Here is a 15379-nt window from a genome sequence, read left to right as displayed (position 1 = left end):
GTTCCTCGGCTCCGGCGACGTTCCACCGACCCTCCCCGACACACGTGCCCTCACTGCCGTTATATCAGCGATGCGCTCGACGCCGCGCGGTTCGTTACAGTTCTGCCGCCCTCGAAACCTGTGACCCAAGCCACGGAACGTCGTGCTAATTTGTTTGCGCAAATGAACGATCACCGTTGCGTCCACGACGCCCAAACCCAAGGATCAGGTGCGTACATGCCCGTTTTCGGGTCAAAGTTCCGCAGTAAGAGTCGTCGGCTCGCCGCCGGGGTCGCTGTCGCAGCGTCGGCAGCTCTGGGCATCGGAATCGGCGGAGGTGGCGCGGATGCGGCGCCGGCGCCCCGACCGTTGCCCCACTACACAAGCACCGGCGACAACTTCGGCTTCTTCGGCGACCATGACTACTGTCGTGGCTCTGTCCATGTCACGTTGACCTCTCCCAAGCGCGGCGTGCTCAAGGCGACACTGACCTCGTTCGGCTTCACCGGCAACGGTGCCGGGTGGGCACGGAATCCGCGGTGCAGCTCGCTCATCATGCTCAGCAACGGTGCTTCATTGATTCCGCAGGAGAAGTTTTTGCGCGCTACGTTCGGGCGCAAACCAGGCGAGACCCAGTCGCTCGAACTGCGTACGGGCTCGGGCGCCGTCCAGGTGATGATCGGTGCGTACGCACTCAACACTCCGGTACGAGTTCTTCAGGGCTACGGGTTCGGCGGCTGGGTGATCGTTCCCTGACGAGTCCGACCGCGGCCCCTTGACCACCGGACACCGGCCGTGAGCGATCTACTGCTGCCCGAGTCCCCGCTGCATGGCGCGCTGGACTCGGGCAGCTTCACGTTTGGCGTACGGATTTGCCTGTCCCGCACGTGATCCGGCGAGTTTTGCGCCGATGTGCTCGCCCACCGTGATCGGCGAGTACCGGCTTCCGGCGCCGACGCACGACGGAAGCGTGGAGATCGTCGCGTCGATGTTGCCGTCGTGAAAGTAGGCGGCGGAGCGTCGGCGTTCAATACTCCCGTCGACGATCGGCGGCTTGACCCGATGCAACGTCGACATCCATCGCTCATTGGTCCAGCGGGCCATCAGATCACCGAGGTTGATCAGTAATGCCCCGTCTTCGGGAGCGACGTCGTGCCACTGACCGTTGCCGTCGAGGACCTGCAGACCGCGCACCTGGTCGGCCCAGAGCACGGTGACGATGCCGTAGTCGGTGTGCTCCCCCATGCCCGTCAGCTCGCCGTCGAGCTCCACCTCGCCGGGCGGCAGCGCGTAGTTGTTCATGCGCAGCACGTCGAGGGAGTGATCGGTGTAGCCGTCGAAGAAGTCGGACGGGAGGTCGAGTGCGTCGGCGAAGATCTTGGTCAGGGTGTGCGCGACCCGTCGAGCCTCGGCAAAGTACGTCGACACCGCGGCCTCGAAGTGGTCGACCTGCGGCCAGGTGTTGTCGGCGTACTGGTCGTCTGGGAGCTCGAGATCAGGGTACTCCTTGGCTTCGACGCCGACGTTGTACGCCTCGAAGAAGTCGTTCATGCGATTCGCTGATTCGACGCCGAGCGACAACGAGAGTGATTCGGACTTCGGCGGCGCGTACCCACGATTGATCTCCGGCGGGGTGCGATACGCCTTCTTCTGGTCGAGGGGTAGTGCGAAGAAATCGTCGAGCACCGCGGTGAACTCGTCGATCACGGCCGATGGAATCTCGTGCCCCACAATCTGCATGAAGCCCACCGAACTGGCGGCGTCGTCGATCTGCGCGGCGACGACAGCCTTGTCGGCGGCGCTGCCGCCCGCGATATACGGCGTGATGTCGATGAGCGGGACACGAAAGCCGCTGCGCGATTCCCCGACGGTGACAGTCATGCGCTCCATCTTGGCATCGAAATCTCTGGTCCGCTGGTCAGGGCATCGTCGGCGATCTCGACGCTCACCCCTGGCCTTCGGCCCGCTCGGTGATGGTGCGCCCGATGCGGTATCGCACGAATGCCGGAACCACAAGCGCGGCAAGGACTGTGCCGATCACGACGAGCACACCACCACCGGTCGTGGTGAGTGCGACGCCGATCGACACCGCGACCGCGCCATGTACGACGTCGGCGATTCGCGGACCACCGGCGACGACGACGATGAACACGCCTTGCAGTCGACCGCGCACGTCGTCGTTGGCCGCGGCCAACAGGATCGACTGACGGAATGCCGCCGACGCCATGTCGGCGGCACCACCGATCATCAGCAGCACCAGGGCAACCGGGAGCCACGGCATCGCGCGACCATGTGCAAATCCCACCGCGATACCCGCACCGGCGATCGCGACGCCCCAAATGATGACGCACACAATGACAGCCAGGCCCTGCCGTTGAACGCGACTCACCCATCCGGAGAAGACACCGCCGATCACGGCACCGGCAGGGATTGATGCGAACAACAGCGCGAACGCCCAGCCGCCGTCGATCGGCCCACCGAAGTTCTCGTGGGCCATCTGCGGAAACAGCGCCCGCGGCATGCCGAAGATCATGGCAATGAGGTCGACCACGAACGACACCATCAGGATCTTGTGCGCCCCGAGATAGCGCAGACCGTCGATGACCGAGCGCAGCCCGGGAACCTTGGGCGCGTCGCCACTGAGCGGTCGGAGCGCGGGCAACATCACGACCGCCGCGAGCGTCGGTACGAGGAAGATGGTGTCGAGGAGATAGAGGAGCGGATACCCAAGTATCGGGATCAACGCACCACCGACGAGCGGACCCGCTATCGCGCCGGCCTGCATGACCGTCATATTCAATGACAGCGCAGCAGGGAGCTCCTCGTCGGGAAGCAGCCTCGGCAGCACCGCCGTACGCGTCGGCTGGTTGACCGCGAAGAATGCCTGCTGAATTGCGAACAGCGACAGGATAATCCAGACATTTCCGACACCGAACGCCGACTGTGCCCAGAATGCCGCACTGCACGCGATCAGCCCGATCGTGGTGCAGATCAACAAGATTCGACGATCCAGCACGTCTGCGAGCGCCCCGCCCCACAGACCGAAGATGACGAGCGGCACCAAACCGAAGAGTCCGGTGAGTCCCACATACGCGGAACTGCCTGTGATGGTGTAGATCTGGGCCGGTACCGCGACGATCGTCAGTTGAGCACCGATGACGGTGACGATGTTCGCCACCCAGAGACGCCGAAAGTAGATATTGCGCAGAGGCGTCGTATCGGCGAGCAGGCGGGGCACCGAAGCAGTTTAGCGACACGTACTACCAGCGAGTGAATCCCGTTGGCGTATTACCTACTGGGCGATACCTCTACTGGGCGGCAGTGCCCTGCGTCGCCCGCGCGAGAGCCTGCAATGACACCCATGTCGCCGGGAGGAACTTCTCCTGCGCAACACGGCCCATTGCCAGCCCGCTGCCGAGCACCGGTTCGTAGTCGAATCCGACGACCGCAGCCACGCTCGCGCCGACGGTGTCGATCAGCAGTGTCCGGAGCGACGCTTGATTCGGTAGCGGAACGGGGTTGTTGATCACGACGACGGACCGTTCGAGTACGCCCGCCTTGTGCCACTCGGACAAGAACGGGCGCGCCCGGTTGAGGAGATCAGGCCGTACACCGAGCACGATCACCGGCGTGACTTTGTCGATCAATACGTCGTCGGTGAGATCGGCAAGTGATGTGAGTAGACGCGCACCGGCGTCGACGACCGGCACGGCGCCGTTGCCCCAGACTTCCTCGACCGTGTCGACCACCGATGCTCCTTCGGCGGCGAGGTGGAGGCCGGTACCGAGTTCGCTTCGCAGCAACGACGGGTCGCCACGCCCCTGTAGCCGCAACTCGATATCGCAGTCGTTGCCCGATGCGTCAACCCACCACGACGCAGCGCCGAGCGTCGTCGCCGCCCGATACTCAGCGAGAAGTGCTGAGATCACCGACGTTCCGACACCACCGGCAGAGCCCACCACGACGACCGCGTGTGGCATCGCGGCCGCCTGTTGAGCTCCCTGCACGCTGGTGTCGGACATGTCGATCAGCGGCCTGCTGCGTGCCGACCCACCTTGGCGACGGCGGGTGCTGCTTCTTCGGATCGAGATACGTCTGTCTTGGTCGCGTCCGCCGGGGCGTCGACGGTCGCTGCCACCGGAGTCGACTGTGCCGCAACGGCTTCCGATGCCGTTGCGTCGTCGGGTAGCGCGTGGCGACCCACAGCCTCCTGGGGCCAGTTGACCTCGGAGCCGGGAACCTGAGCGTCGAGACTGCCCGTCATCTGCTTGGTCAGCTCGCGGAAGTGCTTCTCGAGCGCAGCGCCGAGCGGCCCGAGTGCCTTGTACGGCGCCTGCGCCTGCTCTGCCGACCACGTGGTGGTCTGGTTGCCAACCTTCACGTTGACATCGCCGCGATAGTTGACCACGTAGTCGACGCCGGGCAGCCCCTGTTCGGCGGCCGACTCAGCAGGAACCGACAGCTCGAACTGGTTGATGCTGGGATCGACCGGCTCAGGCTTGGCGTGCTTGGGCTGCTTGGGATTTCCGTTCTCGTCGAGCTTCCAGGGCTCCTGCGGGTGCGCGCCCGGATCGCCTGCGCCGAGCGTGTACGCGGCGATGCCACCAATGGTGCCGCCGATCGTCGCGCCGAGGGCGGCTCCGCCGACAGCGCCCGCTGCCGCTCCGCCTGCCATGCCGATCGGGAGGCCGATGAGAGCGCCGACGGCGCCCCCCGAGAGTGTTCCCACGCCGGGCACCGAAACCGGGGTCAGGGCAACGGCACCGACACCGGCACCGACCCCCGCACCGACCGCTGCGCCCGGCAGCACGCCGACAAGCGCTCCGGGAATGACACCGGCGGCAGCACCTGCGGCACCACCGATGGCCACGCCGATGATCGTGGCCGCGGCCTGACGCGACGCTTTGTCCTTCGGCACGCCGAGGGAGATCAGGTTCTGGGCGATCTTGGCCTCACCGTAGGCCGACCACGCGTTGATGGAGTTGACGTCCTTGTCCGACATGCCGTCGGGGATGTCGGTCACGAAGTTTCCGACGCGAATCTTGTTGGGCGGCGGGGCAATCGGGCGCACCGGCGCAACGGGCTTCGGCGCCCGGAGCGGCGCGTCGGGTACGGGGCTGTAGTACGTGCTGTAGCCGGGGTCGGTGTAGCCCGACTCCTCATACTGCGGGGCAGCGGTGTACGGCTGGTAAGGAGCTTCTTGGGGCGGGGCCGGGATCGAACCGGCACCGGGGACGTTGATCGGCGCGGATGGTTCGGGCGCCGGCGTCGGAGCCGTACCGCCCTGTTGGGGAGCGGTATCGGTCGGCGCGGTGCCGCCCTGCTGCGGCGCGGAATCGTTGGGGTTCGTTCCGCCCTGTTCCACAGCTGCCGCCGAACCGGCACCCAACGCAGTCGCGATGGAGGCGACGAGAACCGCAGAGGTGACCGCCGTCTTCATCGAAGGTCGGCGTACGTCCAATGCTGCTTCGCGAGTCCGGTTCTTGGCTGACCGTGTCATCGTCGCGTTGTCCCCCTCATTACTTCTCGACCTGAGACCGAGAACCCCGAATAGTGGCGTTGAAAATCAGTTTTCAGACTTGATCGAAGTGATCCAGTACTTGCCACCGGCCTGCACAGTACTGATGGTCTGCTGGTAGACGATCGGCGCCCCGCCATTCGGTGGAGTCTCGGTGAGCGTCACACCATAGGTGTTGTTCCCGCGATCAGTGATCGAGAGGCAGTGACTGGTGCCGACGCCGCGTTGGTCGATGAACTTCTGCATGACATCGACAGCAGCGACCGCGTTCGGCGTCGTCACAGCTTTGGCTTTCTGAGCGTTTTTGTCGACGTAGTACGCATAGTTGAACGCCTTGATCACGTTGGGGCCCGAACTCTGGTCTCCCGCACCAGCTCCCGTGGTCACGGCGCCATTCACGCTGGCAGGGCATTTGCTAGACGCGGTACTGCTGCCTGTCGGACCGACGGCCGACGGCCGCGCAGTGGTCGACTCGCGTTCGTCGGACCCCGATAGAGCGACACCGAGAACAGTTGCGATCACCGCGATTACGAGGATCCCTGCTCCCGCGCCGACGAGTGTTCCCCGCCTCTTGTGCCAGGTGCGCGGACCTGCCGCGTTCTCTCGCTTCTGGCGAGTGTCCTCGCGCAAGCGTTCGGCCTGGGAGGTGAGGAAGGCGTCGAGCTCCTGCGAGGGAGAGGCCGACCCGGATCCCTCGCTCGACGAAGCGGTATCCGAACCGGCGACTTTCGAGGCCACCAACACACTCGACGACTCGCGCGCGAGTTCGTGCATCGGAGTCGTACCCGAGGTAGGCCACGGCGGGAGGTCGGCAAACCACTGCTCGAGATCGCTCTCGCTCAACCAGCCCTCCCCAACTGTCGCAACCACTCCCCGAACATGCTGCCGCGAAGCTTAACGCATGCGAAGAACTTGGTCACGAAAACACGGTCCCCTGTGGACCGGCAGATGGGTCTTGTCGTACCGCCCGCTTGGCTCCCGCCCCTGTGACCTTGGCGAAAGCTCTACGGCTGCAACCGAGCCGCCCGCCAGCAACCGTCGATCATGGTCAACCGCACCCGGTTGTGCAGTCGGTTGGCTCGGCCCTGCCAGAACTCGACGAAGACCGGTTCGATTCGGTACCCACCCCAATTCGACGGCGCGGGTACAGGGTCGCCGTCGTCGAATCCGCCGAACTGCTCGGCGACCGACGCGGCCTTGGCTTCGAGCTCGGCACGGCTACCGATCTCGCGTGACTGTTCCGACGCGTAACCCGACAATTGAGAGCCGCGCGGGCGGTTGTTCCAATACGCCTGCGTCTCGGCGTCGCTGACCTTGGTCACAGGCCCGCGAAAGTGAACCTGTCGTTCCAATGCGATCCATGGAAAGGTCACGGCGGCAAAAGGGTTGGCGGCGAGGTCGTGTCCCTTGTCCGAGTCGTACCCGGTGAAGAACACGACGCCCCCGGCGTCGACTCCCTTGCACAGCACGGTCCGTGTAGCCGGAAGTCCGTTCACGTCGACAGTTCCGAGCACCATCGCGTTGGGTTCGGGGATGCGCGCGGCAACGGCTTCGCGCAACCACACCGTGAACAGTTCGAGCCACGGCGGCTCACCGTCGAGCCAGCTCGGATCGAGATTGTCCCGCACCCCGTCTGCGCCAGCCGCTCGATCGCCATCGCCGACGTTGGGTGGGATGCCGCCGCCGTAACCGACGCGCATACCGGGCAGGTCGATGGGGTCGTTGTCCACGACGCCGACGGTACTCCCCGACCCGACCCGTCACCGCCCATTGGGTGAGGCGTCCCGCTGTGCCGCACCTGCTGGAGTGACCTAGAGTGCTGGGGTGGCGCCGCAGCCCCGCGCCGCGCACTTCCCACGGTGTTGCGTGGAGAGAGGTGGCCCCTGTGGCGAACAGCATTCCCGACGACTTCGTACCGGGACTCGAGGGCGTCGTCGCCTTCACGACCGAGATCGCCGAACCGGACAAGAACGGCGGTAACCTGCGCTATCGCGGGGTCGACATCGAGGATCTGGTCGAGAACGCCGTCACCTTCGCCGATGTGTGGGCCCTACTCGTCGACGGCCGGTTCGGCGACGGACTACCGCCCGCCGAACCATTCCCGCTGCCCATCCACACCGGCGATGTCCGCGTCGACGTACAGGCCGCGCTGGCCATGCTCGCCCCCATCTGGGGCTACCAGCCACTGCTCGACATCGACGACGCCACCGCACGCGCCAACCTCGCGCGCGCGTCGGTGATGGCGCTCTCGTACGTCGCGCAATCGGCACGCGGCATCCACCAACCCGCAGTGCCGCAACGGATTATCGACGAATGCCCGACAGTCACCGCCCGATTCATGACGCGGTGGAAGGGAGAACCCGACCCGAAACACATCGCGGCGATCGACGCCTACTGGGTGAGTGCAGCCGAGCATGGACTCAACGCGTCGACCTTCACAGCGCGGGTGATCGCGTCCACCGGAGCCGACGTCGCGGCGTCGCTCTCTGGAGCCATCGGAGCGATGTCGGGACCGCTACACGGCGGCGCACCGGCGCGGGTGTTGCCGATGATCGAAGAGGTCGAAAAGACCGGTGACGCAAGAGGTTTGGTCAGGGGAATCCTCGACCGCAAAGAGAAGCTGATGGGCTTCGGGCACCGCGTGTACCGTGCCGAGGACCCGCGAGCACGCGTATTGCGCCGCACCGCATCGGAACTCGACGTCCCGCGCTATGAGGTGGCCGCCGCACTCGAGCAGGCCGCGCTGACCGAACTGCGCGAGCGACGTCCGGACCGGGCCATCGAAACCAACGTCGAGTTCTGGGCGGCAGTCATCCTCGACTTCGCCGAGGTACCACCCCACATGATGCCGGCGATGTTCACCTGCGGGCGCACCGCCGGCTGGTGCGCGCACATTCTCGAGCAGAAGCAGCTCGGCAAGCTGGTCCGCCCCGCGGCGCTCTACACCGGTCCCGCGCCGCGTCGACCCGAGGACGTCGAGGGGTGGGGCGACGTCGTCAAACCGGGGTTGTAAGCGCGCGGGGAGGGGCGGAACGCAGTGGTCGGCGCCACATCCCTAGAATTGCGGGCATGAGCGACGTCGCCATCGAATCCATCACCATCCCCGCAGAGCTGCTGCCCTCCGACGGCCGGTTCGGCTGCGGACCGTCGAAGGTGCGCCCCGAGCAACTGCAGTCCCTGGTCGACATCGGAGCGTCGGTGATGGGTACCTCCCACCGCCAGGCGCCGGTGAAGAACGTCGTCGACTCGATCCGCGCGGGTCTCGCCGACCTGTTCTCGCTGCCCGAGGGCTACGAGGTGGTGCTGTCCAACGGCGGCACCACTGCGTTCTGGGATGCGGCGGCGTTCGGCCTGATCAAGCAGCGTTCGCTGCACCTGACCTACGGCGAGTTCAGCTCCAAGTTCGCGACGGTCGCCAAGAAGGCGCCGTTCCTCGACTCCCCCGCAGTGATCTCCACCGATCCGGGAACCGCACCTGATCCGGCAGCGCTGACCGTCGACGACTTCGGCGGCGTCGACCTCATCGGGTGGGCCCACAACGAGACGTCGACCGGTGTTGCTGTGCCCGTCGTCCGTCCCGCGGGTTCCGACGACGCGCTGATCGCCATCGACGCAACGTCGGGCGCAGGTGGCCTGCCGGTCGACATCGCCGACACCGACGTCTACTACTTCGCGCCCCAGAAGTGCTTCGCCTCCGACGGCGGCCTGTGGATCGCAGTGATGAGTCCCGCCGCCCTCGAGCGCGTCGACCAGATCGCCCACACCGATCGCTGGTGCCCGGAGTTCCTGTCGCTGCCGACGGCCGTCGACAACAGCGCGAAGAACCAGACGTACAACACGCCCGCACTCGCGACGCTGTTGCTCTTCGACAACCAGATCCAGTGGATGCTGGGCAACGGCGGACTCGACTGGTGCGTCGCGCGTACCGCCGACTCCAGCTCGCGCCTGTACTCATGGGCCGAGGCCAGCGAGTTCGCGACACCGTTCGTCGCCGACCCCGCGCTGCGCAGCCAGGTCGTCGGGACGATCGACTTCACCGACGACGTCGACGCCGCGCAGGTCGCAAAGGTGCTGCGCGCCAACGGGATCGTCGACACCGAGCCGTACCGCAAGCTCGGCCGCAACCAGCTCCGCATCGGCATGTTCCCGGCGATCGAGCCCGACGACGTCAGCACCCTGACCGCCGCGATCGACTACGTCGTCGGCAAGCTCTGACATTTTCCGCACAGACGCGGCTCGAGTCGGCAGACGCGGTTGGTACACCCGCCGCGTCTGCCAGTTCGGGCCGCGTCTGGCGCTTAGCAGCGCCGCGCGTTTGGGTGCGACCTGCGGATTTGCCGCGTGTCCCGACCGTCTCACGCGGATCTGTGGTCTAACCTGACGACAATGCCCGCACTCATGGCCACCAGAGGAGGAGCAGATGATGCGTGAACTTCGGGTCGTCGGCGTCGACGTCGACGGCTCGCATGTCATCTGCCAGGACACCGACTCCGGTGAGCGCTTCAAGCTCGACGCCGACGAGCGGCTCCGCGCGGCCGCCCGCGGTGACCTCTCCCGCCTCGGACAGATCGAGATTGAAATGGAATCGTCGCTGCGCCCCCGAGAAATCCAATCCCGCATCCGTGCGGGCGCGAGTGTCGAGGAGGTCGCGGCCGTCGCCGGAGTGCCGAAGGACAAGATCGAGCGCTTCGCCCACCCGGTGCTGCTCGAACGTCAGCGTGCGACCGAACTCGGCGCACTCGCCCACCCCGTTCGCCACGACGGACCGTCGACCGAAACTCTCGGCGACACGGTCACCGAGGGACTCGCCGCGTACGGCCAGAACCCCAACGAAGCGACCTGGGACGCCTGGAAGGGCGACGACGGGCAGTGGGTCGTCCAGGTCAACTGGCAGGTCGGACACACCGAGCATCACGCGCACTGGCGCTTTTCTCCCGGCTCGCACGGCGGGACCGCGGTTCCGCTCGACGATCTCGCCGAGGAACTCATCCACCCCGAGACGATAGAACCGCGACGTCGACTCATCCCGGTGAGCACGCCGACGATCACTCCCGCCGACGACGACCACGAAGAAGTCACCTTCGACGCCAACGCGTTGATCGGGGCCCAGCGTTCACGGCACGTCGAGGTGCGGGTCGAACACGACACGTACACCCTCGACTTCGGCATCGACGACGACGCTGCACAGGAGCCGACCGTCGTCGACGAAGCTCCTGCCACGGACTCCGAGCGCGGCACTCAGGACGCGTCGACAAGCCCCGACACCTCGACGTCGAGCACCGACGACAAGCCGACGGAGCATCGTCGTCGCAAGTCGCGCAAGCCTGCCGTGCCCGCCTGGGAAGACGTGCTGCTCGGTGTGCGCAGCAACGGGAACAGCTGAGCACCGGCCTCCATGTCCGCGCGCGCAGTCACACTGTGGTTCATCGACACCGACACTCCCGTCGACGTACTCCGATCCGGCGTCACCAACGACGTCGACGCGGCCAAGAAGTTGGCATCGGCCATCTATGGCGACAGCGTTCTCGTCCCGTCCGTCGACACCAACCTCGCCGCGGCGATGGACTCGGACAGTTCGCAGGTGTACGCGGGTTTCTACGGCCCGCTGACCGTGGTGTCGTGTTCGCTCTTCGCGACGTCGAAGCCGTCGACGCTGACGCGCACCGTCGAGACCATCCGCACGGCGGCGTCGATCCCCGAGAGCGCTGCCGCAGTCCTGCTCTACACCGAACCCGACTCTGCGACAGGCGTTTTCGCGCGGTGGGAAGACGGAACACTTCGACGTTCGTTTGCCGCCGACCCCGTCAGCATCATTGAGGACGACGGCCTGCCGTACCCCTTCGAGAAGCCTTTCTGGGGAGGCGAGCATCCGCTGCGGTACGCCCCCGGCGTGGCACCCGATCCGCTGGCATTGCCGTTCCATCCGCAGCAACTCGCCGAGCAGGGCAATCGGGAGTGGTTGGGTTTCCGGTTCACCCGACCCCTCGCGCCGAGCGATCTTGAACCGCTGACGATTCCCGTCACCGGCTTCGCCATCAGGCCCGCAGACTACGAGCCGACCGAGGCCGACGACGAGCGCTACCGCGAGGCCAGCGCCACGGCCGCCGCCGCAACTGCTGCTGCAACCGCGGCCGCGGCGAGCGCGCGCGAGCAGGTCCTGCAGGCCGAAGCCGCAGCGCAGCATCCCGTCGACGCTCCGCCTGCCCCGGTTCCAGGGAACACACCAGCGGTCGGCATCCCGGTCGCCGAACCGGTCGCGGCGCCGCCGATGGCCGATGGGCCGGGTGAGCCCGAGGTCGACGCTGACGTCGTGGACGCCGGGATCGTCGACACCGAAGTGGTCGACGCCGAAGCGGTCGAGACCGGGGCGGATAGGTCAGAGGAGAGTCGGCCGGTGGTCGAGTCCGAGCTGCGTGATGCACCAGCAGCGAGCGTCGAGGATGCTGTCACGGCGCCGGTTCCATCCGTGAACGCCGGCGAGGCAGCGAATTTCGACGAGCCGGGGAGTTACGGCGAGCCGGGGAGCGTCGAAGCAGAACTCCCCACCAACGGCGAGTACGTCGACGAGTCGGCGGGCTGGACGCGCCGCGTCGCGCGGTACTTCGGCTTCGGCGCCGACAAGTAGGCAGTTCGAGCAGGTCCGCCGGGTAGGTCTTCGCCGGGTGGATCAGGGATTCAGTAGCGCCAGGGCGATCGATGAGCCGACGCCTGCGAGAAATCCGATCAGCGAGCCCCACACGATCCACCGCCAGACGGGTCGGTCACGCAGTGGCCACAGTGTCCAGCCGAGTCCTCCCGCGACGAGCATCGCAACAGCAACCCCGATCCAGCGAGCCGCCACCGACCACGGCGTGATGTCGGCGACGAGCGTGTAGAGGCCGACGAGCAGCAGCGAGCAGTAGATCGCGCACGTCGTCGCGACGAAGAGTCCGCTCGCCCATGGCGTCGGTTCGCGGCGATAAAGGCCGACCGTCGACGCGCGGGCGGTGTCGAACTCGGCGAGGCTCACCGGTCTATCGTCCCTGATCGGACGCGCTCGTAAAAGGCGATTGCCGCAGCAGTCGCGACGTTGAGCGAATCCGTGCCCCTGCTCATCGGAATGCGTGCCGCGACGTGGGAGCCGCGGATGGCGGTCTCGCTGAGGCCGGGGCCCTCTGCTCCGACGAGTACGGCCACCTTGTCGGCCGAGACCGCGTCGGCGAGCGGGACCGCGGACTCGCGTGGGGTGAGCGCGACCGTCGTGAAGCCGTGATCAGCGAGGAGGTCGAGGGCGCCGCGCCAGTCGTCGAACCGCGCGTGCGGCACGAGAAGCGCGTGGCCCATGGACACGCGTACGCAGCGTCGATACAGCGGATCGGCGCAGCCCGCACCGAACAGGACCGCGTCGACGCCGAGGCCCGCTGCGTTGCGGAAGATGCTGCCGATGTTCTCGTGGTCGTTGACGCCCTCGAGCACGGCGATGGTCGTGGCTGTCGCGAGCACGTCGTCGACCTCCAACGCGGCTGGTCTGCGCGCGACGCCCAGGACTCCCCGATTGAGATGGAATCCGACGATCTCGGCCATCACCTCGGCGCTCGCGCGGTAGAACGGCACCCCGGACAGGCTGGGGTTCCGCAGGTCGTCGGACAGCTCGGTGAGTCTCTTGTCGACGCCCAGGAAGGCGTGCGGGGTGAACCGCGACGCGATCATGCGTTGAGCCACCAGAACGCCCTCAGCGATCACGAGCCCTTTGCCCGGTCGACCGCCCGGCAGCGTCGGCAGGTCGGGGCGGCGGTCGACGGAGTTGAGGTCGCGGAAGTCGTCGACGCGCAGGTCGTCGGGGTCGTCGATGTCGATGACGTCGACTGCCAGAGGTGGGGCTGAAACAGGCTCGGACACGCGGTCCAGTCTGCCGTAAGCAGTCCGAATTGCTTCTCCTGCCCTCCCATGTGACACGGTTGAGGAGTGAGATCACCGGACAATCGCAGCAGCACACTCGACCTGGGACGGGCCACGGACGCCGACTGGGACGAGATCATCACCACGGATGCGCGCGCGTTCGCGATGCGAAACCCTATTTCCGACGACGAGCGCGCGGATCTCCGCGGGAAGGTCTCCGACGACGACGTCGTACTGGTTCGGGACTCCTGGCACGACGACCGCCCGCTCGTCGGGGTGTCGATGTTCTATCGGATGCAGATGACGGTTCCCGGCGGGACGCAGGTTCCTGCGGCCGGTCTGTCCTGGGTGTCGGTCGCGTCGACGCATCGTCGGCGAGGCATTCTGCGTCGGATGATCACCGAGTTGTTCACCCAGTGGGAGCGTGAGGGTTTCGCGTTCGCGATCCTCACGGCGTCGGAGGGGACCATTTACGAACGGTTCGGGTTCGGCCCCGCATGCTTCTCCGAGAGCGTCGAGGTGACCCCGGGCCGTCCGACGTTGCGCGCAGAGGCCCCCGACCACCCCGAGGTCTACTTCGCGAACCCGCAGCAGGTCGCCGCGACGATCCCCGACATCCACGAGCGCTGGGCGCGCACACGCCCGGGCGCACTCGCGCGGACCCCGCAGTGGTGGCCTCCGATCCTCGCCGACCGTCCGTCGGAACGTCCCCCGGCCGCCAGCGGCCTGCACTACCTGCTGCACCCCGACGGCTACGCGAGCTACCGCATCCACAAGAGCTCTGCAGGCCAGGTCCGCGGCGAGGTGGAAGAACTCTTCGCGATCACCGACGACGCGCACACCGAGCTGTGGCGGGTTCTGCTCGGACTCGACCTGGTGCCGTCGCTGACGGCGTCGATCCCGGTCGACGACCCGCTGCGCGCGAAACTCACCGATCTACGGTCCGCGCCGACCACCGGACGCTCCGACGAGATGTGGGTGTCGATTCTCGACGTCCCCGCCGCGCTCAGCACGCGCACCTACTCCGCCGACCTCGACATCGTGCTCGAGGTCACCGACGGCTACCGGGAGCGGGCGGGGGTCTACGACGTATCGGTGCGGAACGGGGGCGCGATCGTCGCGCCGTCGACGTCGAAACCGACTGTGCGCATGGATATTTCCGTGCTGTCGAGCTTGTTCCTCGGCGGGGTGCAGCCGTCGCTGTTCGCGAGCGCCGGGCGCCTGTGGACAGACTCCGACTACACGCTGCGCGCGCTGACACGGGCGTTCGCCACCGACCGCGCTCCGTTCGCCGGGACGTTCTTCTGATCTCGACGGGCGGGTGATCTCGACAAGCTCGATCAGCGGGGCCGGCTCGATCAGCGGGTGGGGCGCTCGATCAGCGAAGGGTCGGCTCGATCAGCGTGGGGCCGGCTCGATCAGCGGGTGATCTCGACAAGCTCGATCAGCGAGGGGGCCGCTCGACCCGGGAGGGTCGGGGCGGCACGCTCAGTTGGGCTCGTCGGTTTCGCTGATGAGTTTGGCGAGGACCGGCAGAGCGCTGCGGAGGGTGGCGCGCTCGTCGTCGGTCAAGGCGTCGATCTGGTCTGACAGCCAGGCGCGTCGGGCGGCGTGCTCGGCGACGATCACCTCCTCGCCTGCGGGTGCGAGCGTCACGATCGCCTGACGCCCGTCGGTGGGGTGCGGCGCGCGCTCGATCATGCCGAGATCGGACAGTGATGCCAGCACGCGCGTCATCGACGGCGGCTTGACCCGCTCGGCGGCCGCCAGCGCGCCCGGCGTCATCGCGCCCTCGATGTGTAGCGTCGACAAGGCCGACAACTGGGTCAAAGATACGAGTTGGTTCTGCCTACGTAGGCGCAGTCGCCGCGCCAAGCGCACAATCGCTAGCGCCAGGGCACCCGATAAACCGTCGTCGGTCGGTGTACTCACGGGCTTTACATTAGTTTGCCGCACAGCATTTGCAGTACTGACCGACCGTTTTCACAACTCGAACGGACGACA

Annotated in this window: 15 protein-coding genes; 6 read left to right on the top strand and 9 right to left on the bottom strand. The window is 66.6% G+C overall.

The window, feature by feature from the left end; genetic code table 11:
- Positions 1-216: 216 nt before the first annotated feature.
- The gene (locus ABW18_RS04855; protein ID WP_049697834.1) at positions 217-735 is read left to right on the top strand and encodes a hypothetical protein; all 519 of its coding nucleotides are present in this window, start codon (positions 217-219) and stop codon (positions 733-735) included.
- Positions 736-783: 48 nt separating this feature from the next.
- Here ABW18_RS04855 and ABW18_RS04850 read toward each other — a convergent pair whose 3' ends face one another.
- The 6 genes from ABW18_RS04850 to pdxH form a co-directional block, all read right to left on the bottom strand.
- Positions 784-1869, bottom strand: coding sequence for an isopenicillin N synthase family dioxygenase (locus tag ABW18_RS04850; protein ID WP_049697833.1), 1086 nt, complete (start codon positions 1867-1869; stop codon positions 784-786).
- A 55-nt stretch (positions 1870-1924) separates the two neighbouring features.
- On the bottom strand, positions 1925-3217 hold the full coding sequence (locus ABW18_RS04845; protein ID WP_005206629.1) for an MFS transporter: 1293 nt from the start codon (positions 3215-3217) through the stop codon (positions 1925-1927).
- 70 nt (positions 3218-3287) lie between these two features.
- The gene (locus tag ABW18_RS04840) at positions 3288-4001 is read right to left on the bottom strand and encodes a hypothetical protein (RefSeq protein ID WP_049697832.1); all 714 of its coding nucleotides are present in this window, start codon (positions 3999-4001) and stop codon (positions 3288-3290) included.
- A 5-nt stretch (positions 4002-4006) separates the two neighbouring features.
- Positions 4007-5419, bottom strand: coding sequence for a hypothetical protein (locus tag ABW18_RS04835; protein WP_049697831.1), 1413 nt, complete (start codon positions 5417-5419; stop codon positions 4007-4009).
- Positions 5420-5545: 126 nt separating this feature from the next.
- Positions 5546-6340 (bottom strand): DUF8176 domain-containing protein, encoded by a 795-nt coding sequence (locus ABW18_RS04830; RefSeq protein ID WP_049697830.1) that lies wholly within the window; start codon positions 6338-6340, stop codon positions 5546-5548.
- Between the two features lie 161 nt (positions 6341-6501).
- The gene (gene pdxH, locus ABW18_RS04825) at positions 6502-7197 is read right to left on the bottom strand and encodes a pyridoxamine 5'-phosphate oxidase (RefSeq protein ID WP_049698069.1); all 696 of its coding nucleotides are present in this window, start codon (positions 7195-7197) and stop codon (positions 6502-6504) included.
- Positions 7198-7382: 185 nt separating this feature from the next.
- Here pdxH and ABW18_RS04820 point away from each other — a divergent pair, with 185 nt between their 5' ends.
- From ABW18_RS04820 to ABW18_RS23420, 4 genes are all read left to right on the top strand, one after another.
- On the top strand, positions 7383-8510 hold the full coding sequence (locus ABW18_RS04820; RefSeq protein ID WP_005206634.1) for a citrate synthase 2: 1128 nt from the start codon (positions 7383-7385) through the stop codon (positions 8508-8510).
- A 56-nt stretch (positions 8511-8566) separates the two neighbouring features.
- The gene (serC, locus tag ABW18_RS04815; RefSeq protein ID WP_049697829.1) at positions 8567-9712 is read left to right on the top strand and encodes a phosphoserine transaminase; all 1146 of its coding nucleotides are present in this window, start codon (positions 8567-8569) and stop codon (positions 9710-9712) included.
- Positions 9713-9920: 208 nt separating this feature from the next.
- On the top strand, positions 9921-10880 hold the full coding sequence (sepH, locus tag ABW18_RS04810) for a septation protein SepH (RefSeq protein WP_049698068.1): 960 nt from the start codon (positions 9921-9923) through the stop codon (positions 10878-10880).
- A 12-nt stretch (positions 10881-10892) separates the two neighbouring features.
- Complete coding sequence (locus tag ABW18_RS23420) at positions 10893-12122, top strand: DUF6928 family protein (RefSeq protein ID WP_049697828.1); 1230 nt, start codon at positions 10893-10895, stop codon at positions 12120-12122.
- Positions 12123-12164: 42 nt separating this feature from the next.
- On the opposite strand, the gene ABW18_RS04800 is transcribed toward ABW18_RS23420, so the two are convergent.
- Positions 12165-12506, bottom strand: coding sequence for a DUF2537 domain-containing protein (locus ABW18_RS04800; RefSeq protein WP_049697827.1), 342 nt, complete (start codon positions 12504-12506; stop codon positions 12165-12167).
- Positions 12503-13375 carry a TrmH family RNA methyltransferase gene (locus ABW18_RS04795; RefSeq protein WP_049697826.1) on the bottom strand — a complete coding sequence of 291 codons (873 nt, stop codon included), beginning with the start codon at positions 13373-13375 and terminating at the stop codon, positions 12503-12505. Before ABW18_RS04795 ends, ABW18_RS04800 begins: the two co-directional genes overlap by 4 nt.
- A gap of 66 nt (positions 13376-13441) precedes the next feature.
- Here ABW18_RS04795 and ABW18_RS04790 point away from each other — a divergent pair, with 66 nt between their 5' ends.
- Positions 13442-14683: a GNAT family N-acetyltransferase gene (locus ABW18_RS04790; RefSeq protein ID WP_049697825.1), complete on the top strand. Its 1242-nt coding sequence runs from the start codon at positions 13442-13444 to the stop codon at positions 14681-14683.
- A gap of 180 nt (positions 14684-14863) precedes the next feature.
- Here the strand turns inward: ABW18_RS04790 and ABW18_RS04785 are convergent, their stop codons facing one another.
- Positions 14864-15307, bottom strand: a complete 444-nt coding sequence (locus ABW18_RS04785; RefSeq protein WP_049697824.1) for a MarR family winged helix-turn-helix transcriptional regulator — start codon at positions 15305-15307, stop codon at positions 14864-14866.
- Positions 15308-15379 lie beyond the last annotated feature (72 nt).

The organism is Gordonia jacobaea (assembly GCF_001186365.1).
Classification (GTDB): domain Bacteria; phylum Actinomycetota; class Actinomycetes; order Mycobacteriales; family Mycobacteriaceae; genus Gordonia; species Gordonia jacobaea.
This window is presented reverse-complemented; position numbering and strand designations above follow the sequence as displayed.